At 56.4% G+C, this 14,641-nt stretch carries 9 protein-coding genes; all 9 read left to right on the top strand.

Annotation, left to right across the window (positions count from 1 at the left end; all coding sequences use genetic code 11):
- Position 1 precedes the first annotated feature (1 nt).
- The 9 genes from thyA to recD all read left to right on the top strand — a co-directional run bounded on the left by thyA (position 2) and on the right by recD (position 14,593).
- A complete protein-coding gene (thyA, locus tag ACMGGM_RS09005) occupies positions 2 to 796 on the top strand; it encodes a thymidylate synthase (RefSeq protein ID WP_014885081.1) in 795 nt (264 codons plus the stop codon).
- Positions 797 to 980: 184 nt separating this feature from the next.
- Positions 981 to 1,442 (top strand): prepilin peptidase-dependent protein, encoded by a 462-nt coding sequence (locus ACMGGM_RS09000; protein WP_045134120.1) that lies wholly within the window; start codon positions 981 to 983, stop codon positions 1,440 to 1,442.
- The gene (locus ACMGGM_RS08995) at positions 1,436 to 1,996 is read left to right on the top strand and encodes a prepilin peptidase-dependent protein (protein WP_045134121.1); all 561 of its coding nucleotides are present in this window, start codon (positions 1,436 to 1,438) and stop codon (positions 1,994 to 1,996) included. Before ACMGGM_RS09000 ends, ACMGGM_RS08995 begins: the two co-directional genes overlap by 7 nt.
- Positions 1,993 to 2,394, top strand: a complete 402-nt coding sequence (locus ACMGGM_RS08990; protein ID WP_032629471.1) for a DUF2509 family protein — start codon at positions 1,993 to 1,995, stop codon at positions 2,392 to 2,394. Before ACMGGM_RS08995 ends, ACMGGM_RS08990 begins: the two co-directional genes overlap by 4 nt.
- Positions 2,379 to 2,702: a prepilin-type N-terminal cleavage/methylation domain-containing protein gene (locus ACMGGM_RS08985; protein WP_023331216.1), complete on the top strand. Its 324-nt coding sequence runs from the start codon at positions 2,379 to 2,381 to the stop codon at positions 2,700 to 2,702. Before ACMGGM_RS08990 ends, ACMGGM_RS08985 begins: the two co-directional genes overlap by 16 nt.
- A 12-nt stretch (positions 2,703 to 2,714) precedes the next feature.
- The gene (recC, locus tag ACMGGM_RS08980) at positions 2,715 to 6,089 is read left to right on the top strand and encodes an exodeoxyribonuclease V subunit gamma (protein WP_047624614.1); all 3,375 of its coding nucleotides are present in this window, start codon (positions 2,715 to 2,717) and stop codon (positions 6,087 to 6,089) included.
- A gap of 265 nt (positions 6,090 to 6,354) precedes the next feature.
- Positions 6,355 to 9,237 (top strand): pitrilysin, encoded by a 2,883-nt coding sequence (gene ptrA, locus ACMGGM_RS08975; RefSeq protein WP_063614147.1) that lies wholly within the window; start codon positions 6,355 to 6,357, stop codon positions 9,235 to 9,237.
- Positions 9,234 to 12,776, top strand: coding sequence for an exodeoxyribonuclease V subunit beta (recB, locus tag ACMGGM_RS08970; RefSeq protein ID WP_063943612.1), 3,543 nt, complete (start codon positions 9,234 to 9,236; stop codon positions 12,774 to 12,776). Before ptrA ends, recB begins: the two co-directional genes overlap by 4 nt.
- Positions 12,773 to 14,593 (top strand): exodeoxyribonuclease V subunit alpha, encoded by a 1,821-nt coding sequence (recD, locus tag ACMGGM_RS08965; protein WP_063614149.1) that lies wholly within the window; start codon positions 12,773 to 12,775, stop codon positions 14,591 to 14,593. The genes recB and recD overlap by 4 nt, the downstream gene beginning before the upstream one ends.
- Positions 14,594 to 14,641: the final 48 nt, after the last annotated feature.

The following is a 14,641-nucleotide window of genomic DNA, read 5'->3' as shown; positions in this document are numbered from 1 at the left end:
CATGAAACAGTATCTTGAATTGATGAAAAAAGTGCTCGATGAGGGCACGCCGAAAAACGACCGTACCGGCACCGGTACGCTCTCCATTTTTGGCCACCAGATGCGCTTCAATTTACAGGAAGGCTTCCCTCTGGTGACGACTAAGCGCTGCCATCTGCGCTCGATCATTCATGAACTACTCTGGTTCCTGCAAGGCGATACCAACGTTGCGTATCTGCACGAAAACAACGTCTCCATCTGGGACGAATGGGCAGATGAAAACGGCAACCTGGGCCCGGTTTACGGCAAGCAGTGGCGCGCATGGCCAACGCCTGATGGCCGCCATATTGACCAGATCACCACCGTGATGAACCAGCTGAAAAACGATCCGGACTCGCGCCGAATCATTGTTTCCGCCTGGAACGTGGGCGAGCTGGACAAAATGGCGCTGGCTCCGTGCCACGCGTTCTTCCAGTTCTACGTCGCTGACGGAAAGCTCTCCTGCCAGCTCTACCAGCGTTCCTGTGATGTGTTCCTCGGCCTGCCGTTTAACATTGCCAGCTATGCGCTGTTAGTCCATATGATGGCGCAGCAGTGTGACCTGGAAGTGGGGGATTTTGTCTGGACCGGTGGGGACACCCATCTCTACAGCAACCATATGGAGCAGACCCATCTCCAGCTGACCCGCGAACCGCGCGCGCTGCCGAAGCTCATCATCAAGCGCAAACCGGCGTCAATATTTGACTACCGCTTCGATGATTTTGAGATTGAGGGCTACGACCCGCACCCTGGCATCAAAGCGCCCGTCGCTATCTGATGCGGTAAAGCGTGACACAACCGGTGCTATTTAGCGCCGGTTTTTTTTCGTCTTTATCCCGTTTCCCGAGGCGTTATCCAGAAAGCGTGCAACGCGCTGCAACTCGCTTAATCCCCTGGATAACGCCTCGTAAAACGTTAATTCGCTGCTCGCCACTTTATCGGCGCATCGCCACACTCCCCGTATGAAAAAAGAGAACGGTTTTACGCTTATCGAAACGCTGGTGGCTGTGTCGCTGGTCGTCATTCTCAGTGCCTCAGGCCTGTACGGCTGGAGCAGTTGGCAGGGGCAGCAGCGGCTGTGGCAAACCGCCAGCCAGGTGCGCGACTACCTGGTGTTTCTGCGCAACCATGCCAACCGGTACAACCGCGAGCACCGCATTACCTTGCAGCAGGTGGGGGAAAGGGCATGCCTGGTGAGTTCTGCCGTAAAAGGCTGTGAGCAGGGCAGCCCCTTTGCACTGATTCCACTCTGGCCAGAAGTCGCGGTCAGCGAGGTAACGCCGTCACTCGGGTTCTATGGATTAAGGGATACGGCATGGGCAGGTCGGATAAGAGTGCAAAGCCGTGCAGGAGCGTGGCTGATTATTGTCTCAGATGGAGGGCGCATCAGGATGTGTCAGGTCTCGCAGGGGGGACAATGTTGAAGCGTCAGCAGGGATTTTCCCTTACTGAAGTTCTGATTGCTACGGCCATCAGCAGCCTGTTATTGATCGGCGCATCGCGCTTTTTACCCGGTTTGCAGCGAGCGGTGTTACTGCAATCCGGCCAGCGAGAACAGGAAGAGGAGGTCTGGCAGAGACTGTTTTCCCTCGGCAAACAGCTCCAGCGGGCAGGCTACTGTGCGGGTAACTGCCCGGGACAAGGGTTGTTAACGGGCAGGCAAGGTAGCTGTGTCATTGTGCGATGGGATGCCAACAGTAACGGCAGCTGGGATAACAGTGCATCAGAAAACGACAGCACCGGTTTTCGTCTGGAGTCGGGTGCACTGGAAACCCTGCGTGGTGCAACCTCGTGTGAAGGCAAAGGATGGGAAAAGCTCACGGATCCGGACAGGCTGGTGATCACGCACTTTATGGTGAGAAAAGTTGAACACGCCAGGTTTGCGCCTGAGTTCACTATCGAACTGGCCGCTATCCGCAAGGGCGAGCAGGGGAAGCCTTATCAGGCGGTGTATACGGTCACGGGGTACAACTTGTGAACCGTCAACGTGGTATGTCTTCCCTGGCGCTGGTTCTGCTTTTACTGGTGCTTGGTACCCTGATCCTCACCGGTCTCAACCAGCAACTCACTACGTTTAGTGCGCTCGTTGGCGGAGAAAGCCGTTCATTTCAGCAGCAGGCCGCGGTGCAATCTGCGCTTGAGTGGGGACGCGTTCAGCGTTGGTCATCGGAGCCTCTGGCGCAGTGCAAACAGGCATCAGCGTGGCGAGTGTGTTTACGGCGGCTGAGTGAGACGAGTGTGCTGCTGATTGCCGGAGGCAATGACCTGCTGCTCTGGCGCTCAGGAGAGATAATCGACGGTAAAATTCACTTTTCACCCCACGGCTGGAGTGATTTTTGTCCCCTTAAGGAGCGCGCGTTATGCCAGCTACCGTAAACAAAGAGAAAGGATTTAGCATGGTTGAGGTTCTGCTGGCGATGATGCTGCTGGTGATGATCGTAACCGCACTGGCCGGTTATCACAGGGCACTGGCGGCGCGGTTTACCCTGTTTAACCAGTACCGCCAGCTCTGGCATTATGCCTGGAACCAGGCTCAGCTCTCAACGACTGCGCTGCCCGCAGGCTGGCAGGTGAGTCGGGTGCAGACAACGCACTCAGGATGTGTCAGCATCACGGTTACACTTTTTTCGCCTCTGGGGCGGCGCGGTGAGATAACGCGTCTGCATTGCCCTGTTAGCCAGTAGTCGGGAGCGTCTATGTTAAGGGTCTACCACTCAAATCGTCTGGATGTGCTGGAAGCGCTGATGGAATTTATCGTTGAGCGCGAGCGGCTGGACGACCCTTTTGAGCCTGAAATGGTGCTGGTGCAAAGCACCGGTATGGCGCAGTGGCTGCAAATGTCGCTTTCCCGTAAATTTGGCATTGCCGCGAATATTGATTTTCCGCTGCCGGCGAGCTTTATCTGGGAAATGTTTGTTCGCGTATTGCCAGACATTCCCGAGCAGAGCGCCTTCAACAAGCAGAGCATGAGCTGGAAGCTGATGGCGCTGCTGCCGGAAATGCTGCAGCACGATGAATTCGCCATGCTGCGTCACTATCTCAATGACGATACCGATAAGCGCAAGCTGTTCCAGCTGGCGTCCCGTACCGCCGATCTCTACGACCAATATCTGGTTTACCGTGCTGACTGGTTAATTCGCTGGGAAGCGGGTGAGCGGGTTGAAGGGCTACCGGAGGCGCAAATCTGGCAGGCGCCGCTGTGGAAAGCGCTGGTTGAACATACGGAGAAACTGGGCCAGCCTAAGTGGCACCGTGCCAATTTGTACGATCGGTTTATCTCGATACTCGAAAATGCGTCGGAGCGCCCGGCCCGTCTGCCGTCACGCGTCTTTATCTGTGGGATATCCGCATTACCCCCTGTCTATCTGAAGGCGCTGAATGCGCTGGGTAAACATATTGATATTCATATTTTGTTTACCAACCCCTGCCGGCACTATTGGGGGGATATCCTCGATGAACGCTGGCTTTCGCGGCTGGTAACCCGCCAAAGAAAGCGCCTTTTTGAAGAGCGATCCGTCCCTTTGTTTAAAGACGACTCCACCGCCGCGCAGCTTTTCGATGAAGACGGTATTCAGAACCTGCCCAATCCGCTGCTTGCCTCATGGGGGAAGCTGGGACGTGATTACATTCACATGCTCTCTGATATCACTTCATCGGGTGAAGGCGATGTGGATGCTTTTGTCGAGATCGCCCCGGATAACCTGCTGCATAACATTCAGCTCGATATTCTTGATCTGGAAAACCGTGCCGTTATGGGCGTGACGGCGAAAGAGTTTGAACGCAGCGACAGCAAACGGAAGCTGGATGCTGACGATCGTAGTATCACGATCCATGTGTGCCATAGCCCGCAGCGTGAGGTCGAAGTGCTTCACGACCAGTTGCTGGCGATGCTGCAGGACGATCCCGAACTCACGCCGCGTGACATCGTGGTGATGGTGGCAGACATCGATAGCTACAGCCCCTTTATTCAGGCTGTTTTCGGCAGTGCGACAGGGGAGCGATACTTGCCTTACGCTATCTCTGACCGTCGCGCTCGTCAGTCGCATCCCGCCTTGCAGGCCTTTGTTACCCTGCTTTCACTGCCGGATAGCCGCTTCATCTCGGAAGATGTCCTGGCGTTACTGGATGTTCCCGTGCTGGCCGCACGCTTCAACATCAATGAGGAAGGGCTGCGCTACCTTCGCCAGTGGGTGAATGAATCTGGCGTGCGCTGGGGGATTGATGACGACAACGTCCAGGAGTTCGAGCTTCCTCCGACCGGGCAACATACCTGGCGGTTTGGCCTGACGCGTATGCTGCTGGGCTACGCCATGGAAAGCAGCCAGGGCGAGTGGAATGAGGTGCTGCCTTACGATGAGTCCAGCGGTTTGATTGCTGAACTGGTGGGGCATTTAGCGTCTCTGCTGATGCAGCTTAACCGCTGGCGTCGTGAGTTAATGCAGCCGCGTCCGCTTGAAGAGTGGCTTCCGGTTTGCAGGGCGTTGCTCAATGATTTCTTCCTGCCAGACAGTGACACCGAAGCGGCGATGGCGCTCATTGAAACGCAGTGGCAGGCTATCGTCGACGAGGGCGTGAATTCCCACTATCACGAGGCGATTCCATTGTCGCTGCTGAGGGATGAATTGACGCAGCGTCTTGACCAGGAGCGAATCAGTCAGCGTTTCCTGGCGGGCCCAATCAATATCTGCACGCTGATGCCAATGCGTTCAATCCCCTTTAAGGTGGTCTGTTTGCTCGGCATGAATGACGGCGTTTATCCTCGCGCCCTGGCGCCGCTGGGGTTCGATTTAATGAGCGCAAATCCAAAGCGGGGTGACCGTAGTCGTCGTGATGATGACCGCTATCTTTTCCTCGAAGCGCTCATCTCTGCCCAGAGTAAGCTCTATATCAGCTATATCGGCCGCTCCATTCAGGATAACAGCGAGCGCTTCCCCTCCGTTCTGGTGCAGGAGTTAGTGGATTATATCGGCCAGAGCCACTATCTGGCGGGTGATGAAGCCCTTAACTGTGATGAAAGCGAACAGCGGGTCAAGGCGCATATCACCTGTGTCCACAGCCGTATGCCGTTTGACCCGATGAACTACGTTGTTAGCGAACAGCAGAGCTATGCCCGCGAGTGGCTACCGGCGGCGAAAAACGAGGGGAGAGCACATACGGATTTCATTCAGACACTTGACCCGCTGCCCATTAACACCCTGACTTTTGAACAGCTTCAACGCTTTTGGGCGCATCCTGTTCGCGCCTTCTTCCAGCAGCGATTGCAGGTCAACTTCCGCTCTGAAGAGAGCGAAATTCCGGATGCAGAGCCTTTTACGCTGGAAGGGCTGGAGCGCTATCAGTTAAATCTGCAACTGCTGAATGCACTGGTTGACGAGGAAGATGCTGACAAGCTTTATCGCCGCTATCGTGCGGCAGGGCAACTGCCTTATGGCGCGTTTGGGGAGATCGTCTGGGAGGCGCAATGCCAGGAGATGAACGCTCTGGCGGAGCGCGTAAGGGAGCAGCGTCAGCCCGGACAAAGTCTCGAAATCGATCTTAGCTGCAATGGCATCCAGCTCACCGGCTGGCTCACTCAGGTTCAGCCTGATGGGCTGCTGCGCTGGCGGCCTTCACTGCTCAGCGTTTCACAGGGATTGCAACTCTGGCTGGAACATCTTGTCTACAGTGCGTTGGGCCATAAAGGCGAAAGCCGGATTTTCGTGCGCAAAGAGGGCGAGTGGCGCTTTCCGCCAATGGAGGCAGAGCAGGCGTTTCGCTACCTCTCTTTGTACATTGAGGGCTATCTCCAGGGAATGAACAAACCCCTGCTGTTATTACCTGAAAGTGGTGGTGCGTGGATAAAAGCCTGTTACGACGCACAGAATGATGCGATGTTAACGGATGAGGCTTCTCTGCATAAAGCGCGCAGTAAATTTATACAGGCCTATGAAGGGAACATGATGGTGCGCGGCGAGGGGGAAGATGTCTGGTATCAGCGCTTATGGCGCACGCTCGAACCAGAGTACTTTGAGGCTATCACGGAAGAGGCAAAGCGCTACCTGTTACCGTTGTTTAAATTTAATCAGTCCTGAGCGCTGTATAAAAATTGCGCAGTATGGGGTGTTCATTTATGATGCACTTCTTATCACGGACTGATGTACCCCCAATAAAGAGATGTTGGCGTGTCCAGCACGCAGTGTGTTAATGATGTTTACCCTAAATAATTCGAGTTGCAGGAAGGCGGCAAGGGTGTGAATCCCCTGGAGCTTACGTAAGTAAGTGACTGGGGTGAACGCACGCAGCCAACGCACATGCAACTTGAAGTATGACGGGGATAGCCGTGATAAAGAGGTCGTAATGCCAGGCAGCACCGTGTTCAAAGCGTTTGTTTTGTTTATCGCCCTTTGGGCTCCCTTCACTCAGGCAGACTCCGGTTGGCAACCCGTTCAGGACACTATCCGTAAGAGCGAAAAAGACACCCGGCAGTATCAGGCGATCCGGCTTGATAACGGCATGACCGTGCTGCTGGTTTCCGATCCGCAGGCGGTGAAATCCCTCTCGGCATTGGTCGTGCCAATTGGATCGCTGGAAGATCCTGAGGCTCATCCGGGGCTGGCGCATTACCTCGAACACATGACGTTAATGGGGTCAAAGAAGTATCCGCAGCCGGATAGCCTGTCCGAATTTCTAAAAATGCATGGCGGCAGCCACAATGCCAGCACGGCACCTTACCGCACGGCCTTTTATCTCGAAGTCGAAAATGACGCGCTGGACGGGGCGGTTGATCGTCTTGCGGATGCTATCGCCGCGCCGCTGCTGGATAAAAAATACGCCGATCGCGAACGCAATGCGGTGAATGCCGAACTGACGATGGCCCGTACCCGAGACGGTATGCGTATGGCGCAGGTCAGCGCTGAGACGATCAACCCGGCGCACCCAGGTGCACGCTTCTCGGGCGGCAATCTGGAGACGCTCAGCGATAAACCCGGCAGCCTGGTCATTGATGCTCTGCATGCGTTTCGCGACAAATACTACTCAGCCAACCTGATGAAAGCGGTTATTTACAGCAACAAACCGCTGCCTGAACTGGCTGGTTTGGCGGCAAAAACGTTTGGCCGGGTGCCAAATAAAAATATCGACCTGCCCAAGATTGACGTGCCGGTTGTCACGGACGCGCAAAAAGGGATCGTCATCCACTACGTTCCTGCCATGCCCCGCAAAGTGCTGCGCGTTGAGTTCCGCATTGATAACAACACCGCACAGTTTCGCAGCAAAACCGACGAGCTGGTGACCTACCTGATTGGTAACCGCAGTCCGGGAACATTATCCGACTGGCTGCAAAAACAGGGGCTGGTGGAAGGGATTCGCGCCGATTCGGATCCTGTTGTAAACGGCAACAGCGGCGTGCTGGCAATTTCCGCCACCCTGACCGACAAAGGGCAGGCCAACCGTGATGAAGTGGTTGCCGCTATCTTCAGCTACCTCTCTTTGCTGCGTGAGAAAGGCGTCGATAAGCGCTATTTTGATGAACTCGCTCATGTGCTGGATCTCGATTTCCGTTACCCGTCCATCACCCGCGACATGGATTATGTGGAGTGGCTGGCGGATACCATGATCCGCGTGCCGGTGGAACACACCCTCGATGCGGTTAATATTGCCGATCGCTATGATGCGGCGGCGTTAAAAGCGCGCCTGGCGATGATGACCCCGCAGAATGCCCGTATCTGGTACATCAGCCCGAACGAACCGCATAACAAAACCGCCTACTTTGTCGATGCACCTTATCAGGTAGACAAGATCGGCGACCAGACCTTTGCTGCCTGGCAAAAGAAGGCTGGAGAGATTGCGTTGACGTTGCCGGAACTGAACCCTTACATTCCGGATGATTTTACGCTTATCAAAACCACTAAGGATTATCCGCACCCCCAGCTCATTGTCGATGAGCCGACGCTGCGCGTGGTGTATACCCCAAGCCGTTATTTCGCGAGCGAGCCAAAGGTGGATGTCAGCGTGGTGCTGCGTAATCCGAAAGCGATGAATAGTGCCAAAAATCAGGTGATGTTCGCGCTTAATGACTATCTCGCGGGTATCGCGCTCGATCAGCTTAGCAACCAGGCAGCCGTTGGCGGGATCAGCTTCTCCACCAATGCCAACAATGGTTTGATGCTGAATGCAAATGGCTATACCCAGCGTTTGCCTCAGCTGTTCCAGGCACTGCTGGAGGGCTATTTTAGCTATACGCCGACGGAAGAGCAGCTTGAGCAGGCCAAGTCCTGGTATGCGCAGATGATGGATTCTGCGGAAAAGGGCAAAGCCTACGATCAGGCGCTGATGCCAGCGCAAATGCTGTCGCAAATCCCGTATTTCCAGCGTGAAGAACGCCGGGCATTGCTGCCATCTATCTCATTAAAAGAGGTGCTGGCTTACCGTGATGCGCTGAAAACTAACACGCGTCCTGAGTTCCTTATCGTCGGTAACATGAGTGAGGAACAGGCTAAAACGCTGGCAGAGAATGTCCGCACTCAGCTGGGTTCGAAAGGCGACGAGTGGTGCCGTAACCAGGACGTGCTGGTTGAGAAAAAACAGAATGTGATTTTTGAAAAAGCGGGGAGCAGTACCGATTCCGCGCTGGCTGCAGTGTTTGTGCCCACGGGCTATGACGAATTCTCCGGGTCCGCACAGAGCGCGGTGCTGGGGCAGATTATTCAGCCGTGGTTCTATAACCAACTGCGTACGGAAGAGCAGCTTGGCTACGCGGTATTTGCTTTCTCGATGAACGTTGGCCGTCAGTGGGGGCTGGGCTTCCTGCTGCAAAGCAGCGATAAACAACCGGCCTATCTCTGGCAGCGCTATCAGGCGTTCTTCCCGCAGGTGGAAGCAAAGCTGCGGGCCATGAAGCCGGAAGAATTTTCCCAGATCCAGCAGGCCGTCATTGCGCAGGTGATGCAGCCGCCGCAGACGCTGGGCGAAGAGGCGTCGCAGCTGAGCAAAGATTTTGATCGCGGTAATATGAAATTTGATTCGCGTGATAAAGTAGTGGCCGAGATAAAACAGCTGACGCCGCAGAAGGTTGCGGACTTCTTCCATCAGGCCGTGATAAAGCCGCAGGGCATCACCATTCTGTCTCAGGTTTCCGGTAGCCAGAACGGGAAAACGGAGTACGTGAACCCGCAAGGCTGGAAAGTCTGGAAGAGCGTCAGCGCGCTGCAGCAATCAATGCCCTGGAGTAAGAAAGAATGACCGATACCGCTGAGTCCCTTGATCCCTTACGTTTACCTCTACAGGGTGAACGATTGATTGAAGCCTCAGCGGGAACGGGAAAAACGTTTACCATTGCCGCGCTCTATCTGCGCCTGCTGTTAGGGCTTGGCGGTAACGCTGCTTTTCCGCGCCCTTTGAGCGTTGAAGAGCTGTTGGTCGTGACCTTTACCGAGGCCGCCACCGCTGAGTTGCGTGGCCGTATTCGTACCAATATTCACGAACTGCGCATCGCCTGCCTGCGCCAGAGTACGGATAACCCTCTCTACGCGAGCCTTCTGGAAGAAATTGCTGATAAGCAGCAGGCCGCCCAGTGGCTGCTCCTTGCGGAACGACAGATGGACGAAGCGTCCGTCTTTACCATTCACGGGTTTTGCCAGCGCATGCTGAGTCTGAATGCGTTCGAATCCGGCATGCTGTTTGAACAACAACTCATTGAAGATGAATCCGTGCTGCGCTATCAGGCCTGTGCGGATTTCTGGCGTCGCCACTGCTACCCGTTACCGCGCGATATCGCCGAAGCGGTACATGCCTTGTGGAAAGGGCCAGAGGCACTGCTGCGTGCCATCGATCGTTATCTTCAGGGGGAAGCTCCGGTCATCAAATCGCCGCCGCCAGCGGATGAAACCCTGGCCTCACGCCATGAAAAAATCATCGCGCGAATCGCAGACATCAAGCAAAAATGGAATGAATCAGTCGGCGAGATTGAGGCGATCATCGAGAGTTCCGGGATCGACAGACGCAAGTTCAACCGTGGCAACCAGGGAAAATGGATCGAGAAGATCAGCGCGTGGGCGAAGGAAGAGACGCGCGGTTATCAGCTTCCGGACGCGCTGGAGAAATTCTCACAGCGTTTCCTGGTTGAGCGGACCAAAGCCGACGGCATTGTGCCTGAACATCCCCTGTTTGTGGCAATTGAAACTCTGCTGGCGGAGCCCCTGACGCTTAACGATCTGATGATCACCCGTGCGATGACGGAAATTCGCGATGCCGTGGCGCGCGAAAAGCGCCGGCGGGGCGAGCTGGGGTTTGATGACATGCTGAGTCGCCTTGATGCGGCGTTGTGCAGCGAAAATGGCGAAGCGCTTGCAGAGGCGATTCGTACTCGCTTCCCGGTCGCAATGATTGACGAGTTTCAGGATACCGACCCTCAGCAGTACCGTATTTTCCGCCGTATCTGGCGCCATCAGCCCGGCACCGCACTGCTGTTAATCGGCGATCCGAAGCAGGCCATTTACGCTTTCCGCGGTGCGGATATTTTCACCTACATGAAAGCCCGCAGTGAGGTTGATGCGCACTATACGCTCGATACCAACTGGCGATCCTCTCCCGGCATGGTGGAAAGCGTTAACGCGCTGTTCAGTCGCATGGATATGGCGTTTATGTTCCGGGAAATCCCGTTTCTGCCGGTCAAATTTGCCCCGAAAAACGATTCGTTGCGCTTCGAATTCAACGGTGAGACGCAGCCCGCCATGCACTTCTGGCTGCTGGACGGAGAAGGCTGTGGCGTCGCCGACTATCAAAATGCCATGGCCCAGTACTGTGCGGCGCAGATTAGGGACTGGCTCAGCGCAGGCGCGCGGGGAGATGCGCTGCTGTGGAAGGGCGATAAACCCGCGCCGGTAAAAGCATCCGATATCACGGTGCTGGTGCGAAGCCGCCAGGAGGCCGCGCTTATTCGCGACGCCCTGACGCTACTGAATATTCCGTCCGTCTATCTTTCAAACCGCGACAGCGTTTTTGAAACGCTGGAAGCCCAGGAGATGCTTTGGCTGCTGCAGGCCGTGCTGGCGCCAGAGCGTGAAAGTACGCTGCGCAGTGCACTGGCGAGTGCGATGCTCGGGCTGAATGCGCGTGATATTGATGTGCTCAACAATGACGAAGCCGCGTGGGATGCCGTGGTAGAAGAGTTTGTTCGCTACCGCGAAAAATGGCAAAAGCGCGGCGTGATGGCGATGGTGCGCGAGCTCATGGCAGAGCGTCACATTGCGGAGAACATGCTCGCAACCGCGGGCGGCGAGCGCCGTCTGACCGATATTCTGCATATCAGCGAATTGCTGCAGGAAGCGGGGACACAGCTGGAGAGCGAGCATGCCCTGGTGCGCTGGCTGGCGCAGCAGATTGCCGACCCGAACAGTAATTCGTCCAGCCAGCAGATGCGCCTTGAGAGTGATAAACACCTGGTGCAAATCGTCACCATTCACAAATCGAAAGGCCTGGAATATCCGCTGGTCTGGCTGCCCTTTATCGCCAATTACCGCGTGCAGGATCAGGCTTTTTACCACGATCGCGAGTCGTTTGAAGCGGTACTCGATCTCAGCAACGCAGAGTCAAGCGTTGAGCTAGCCGAAGCCGAGCGTCTGGCAGAAGATCTGCGTCTGCTTTATGTGGCGCTGACCCGCTCGGTCTGGCACTGCAGCCTGGGCGTTGCGCCGCTGTTTCGTCGCCGGGGCGATAAGAGCGGCGAGAGTGATTTTCATCTGAGTGCGCTGGGAAGGCTTATCCAGCGAGGCGAACCCAAAGATGCTGCCGGTCTGCGCCAGTGCATCGAATCTCTTTGCTCAGAGCATGTTGCCCTGCATATTCCGTCTCAGCCCGACATCAGCCGCTGGCAGACGCCGGAACAGAGAGCGTCAGAGCTGCATGCCCGCCAGGTTGCCCGCACGATTGCCGACGACTGGCGCGTTACCAGTTACTCCGGTTTACAGCAGCACGGGCAAAGCGTTGCTCAGGATTTGATGCCTAAACTGGACGTAGATGCCGCAGGCGCAGGAAGCGCGCCCGCTGAACCGGTGCTCACGCCGCATCAGTTCCCGCGTGGGGCCTCGCCGGGCACGTTTTTACACAGCCTGTTTGAAGAGCTGGATTTTACCCAGCCGGTCTCTGAAGAATGGGTGCTGAAGATGCTCCAGAGCGGCGGCTACGACGCCCAATGGCAGCCGGTTCTCACCGACTGGCTCCGCGCTGTTTTGCACGCGCCGCTCACGACACAGGGGATTTCCCTCAGCCAGCTGACCGCCAAAGATAAACAGGTCGAAATGGAGTTTTATCTCCCCATCGCCAGCCCGCTCAGGGCCGACGCGCTTGACGCGTTGATCCGTGAGTACGATCCGTTATCCGCCGGGTGCCCACCGCTCAACTTCCGCCAGGTTCAGGGGATGTTAAAAGGGTTCATCGACCTGGTTTTCCGCCACGAAGGGCGCTACTACCTGCTGGATTACAAATCGAACTGGCTGGGTGAGAACAGCGAAGCCTATACCCAACAGGCGATGGCCTCAGCGATGCAAATGCATCGCTACGACCTGCAGTATCAGCTCTATACCCTGGCGTTGCACCGGTACCTGCGCCATCGCATGGCCGATTACCGTTACGAAGACCATTTTGGCGGCGTTATTTACCTGTTCCTGCGCGGCGTGGATGCTAACGACCCGCAGTCGGGCGTTTTCAGCACCCGTCCGGCCGTGGAGCTGATTGAAAAAATGGATAACCTGTTTGCTGCACGCACAGAGGAGGTGGTATGACGATGCAGGCGCTATTGCTGGAGGCGGTAGAACAACGATTATTGCGCCACCTGGACGTGCAGTTTGCCATGATGGTGGCGGGCGAGGAGCCAGCCGTTATGCTCGCTGCCGCCATTCTGAGTAAGGACGCAGGCGAGGGGCATGTGTGCCTTCCGCTGTCGCGTCTGGCTGTGGATGAGAAAATGCCTCCGGCGCTGCAGTCGTGTTTCGCGCTGCTCGGTGAGGCAGTGGACTGGCAGGCGATATTACTCCGCTCGCCTGCCGTCAGCGCGACCGATACCGGGACGCCACTGATTTTGACCGGCGAGCGTTTGTATCTGAACCGACTCTGGCGTAACGAACTGACGGTGGCGCGCTTCTTCAGCGAGACCAACGCCCCGCTTCCCTGCGATGAAGCGCAGCTCCGGCAAGTGCTGGATACGCTGTTTACCTCTGACGACGCGACTGACTGGCAGAAAGTGGCGGCCGCCGTGGCGTTAACGCGGCGGATCTCGGTGATTTCGGGCGGCCCGGGCACCGGGAAAACAACGACGGTTGCAAAACTGCTTGCCGCGCTGATTCAGTTATCCGGTGAGCAAAAGTGTCGTATTCGTCTGGCGGCTCCCACCGGTAAAGCCGCGGCACGTCTGACGGAGTCATTAGGCGGTGCCCTGCAAAAATTGCCGCTCACAGGGGAACAGCTTGCGCTTTTACCCAATGAAGCCAGCACGTTGCATCGGTTACTTGGCGCGCAGCCGGGTAGCCAGCGTCTGCGCTACCATGCCGGTAACCCGCTACACCTGGATGTGCTGGTGGTGGATGAAGCGTCGATGATTGACCTGACGATGATGTCGCGGCTGATCGATGCTTTGCCGCCTCATGCGCGGGTCATTTTCCTCGGCGACCGTGACCAGCTAGCGTCCGTGGAAGCCGGGGCCGTGCTGGGTGATATCTGCACCTATGCCAGTCTGGGTTATACCGCGGAACGCGCGGAGGAGTTGGCCCGCCTTACAGGGTGTTCCCTTGCGGCGGAACAGCACTCGGTCGCGGGCGCGCTGCGCGACAGCTTGTGCCTGCTGCAAAAAAGCTACCGTTTCGGCAGCGACTCCGGCATCGGGCAGCTTGCGTCGGCGGTGAACCGGGGAGACCGGCACACGACCTGTGCGGTGTTTGACGGTACCTTTACCGACATTGAGAAAAAATCGCTGCAAAGTGGGGAAGAGTATCAGGCGATGCTGGATGATGCCCTGCTGGGGTATCAACATTTTCTCACCGGCGTACAACAGCAACGTCCGCCGGAGCAGGTGATTGCCGCGTTTGGCGAATATCAGTTGCTCTGCGCGTTGAGGGAGGGACCGTTTGGCGTCAGCGGCCTGAATGACAGGCTGGAACAGCTGCTGGCGCAGAAACGTAAAATCAACCGTACCCTGCACTCGCGCTGGTATGAAGGGCGCCCGGTGATGATTTCCCGCAACGACAGTGCGCTGGGGTTGTTTAATGGCGATATCGGCATTGCACTCGATCGTGGGCAGGGGTTGCGCGTCTGGTTCCAGATGCCGGATGGTAGCGTGAAGTCCTTCCAGCCCAGCCGTTTGCCCGAGCATGAAACTGCATGGGCGATGACGGTGCATAAATCGCAGGGCTCTGAGTTTAACCATGCGGCGTTGATCCTGCCGACGCAGCTTTCACCTGTCGTTACCCGTGAGCTGATCTATACCGCCATCACGCGTGCGCGTCAGCGCCTGTCGCTGTATACCGATGAACGCGTGCTGATGCAGGCCATCGCCACCCGCACGGAACGCCGAAGCGGGCTGGGCGCAATCTTTGAGTCTCTCTGAATGAGGGACGAAATGCAGGCCGGGTAAGCGCAGCGCTTCCCGGCAAGT

Source organism: Enterobacter sp. BNK-14, assembly GCF_047456095.1.
Lineage (GTDB): Bacteria > Pseudomonadota > Gammaproteobacteria > Enterobacterales > Enterobacteriaceae > Enterobacter > Enterobacter kobei.
The sequence above is the reverse complement of the archived record's forward strand: the minus strand, read 5'-3'. Positions and strand labels throughout refer to the sequence as shown.

What these genes read in the sequence shown, in the direction of transcription:
- thyA (WP_014885081.1), top strand. Translation starts at nt 2, where the DNA reads ATGAAACAGTATCTTGAATTGATGAAAAAAGTGCTCGATGAGGGCACG.
- ACMGGM_RS09000 (WP_045134120.1), top strand. Translation starts at nt 981, where the DNA reads ATGAAAAAAGAGAACGGTTTTACGCTTATCGAAACGCTGGTGGCTGTG.
- ACMGGM_RS08995 (WP_045134121.1), top strand. Translation starts at nt 1,436, where the DNA reads ATGTTGAAGCGTCAGCAGGGATTTTCCCTTACTGAAGTTCTGATTGCT.
- ACMGGM_RS08985 (WP_023331216.1), top strand. Translation starts at nt 2,379, where the DNA reads ATGCCAGCTACCGTAAACAAAGAGAAAGGATTTAGCATGGTTGAGGTT.
- recC (WP_047624614.1), top strand. Translation starts at nt 2,715, where the DNA reads ATGTTAAGGGTCTACCACTCAAATCGTCTGGATGTGCTGGAAGCGCTG.
- ptrA (WP_063614147.1), top strand. Translation starts at nt 6,355, where the DNA reads ATGCCAGGCAGCACCGTGTTCAAAGCGTTTGTTTTGTTTATCGCCCTT.
- recB (WP_063943612.1), top strand. Translation starts at nt 9,234, where the DNA reads ATGACCGATACCGCTGAGTCCCTTGATCCCTTACGTTTACCTCTACAG.
- recD (WP_063614149.1), top strand. Translation starts at nt 12,773, where the DNA reads ATGACGATGCAGGCGCTATTGCTGGAGGCGGTAGAACAACGATTATTG.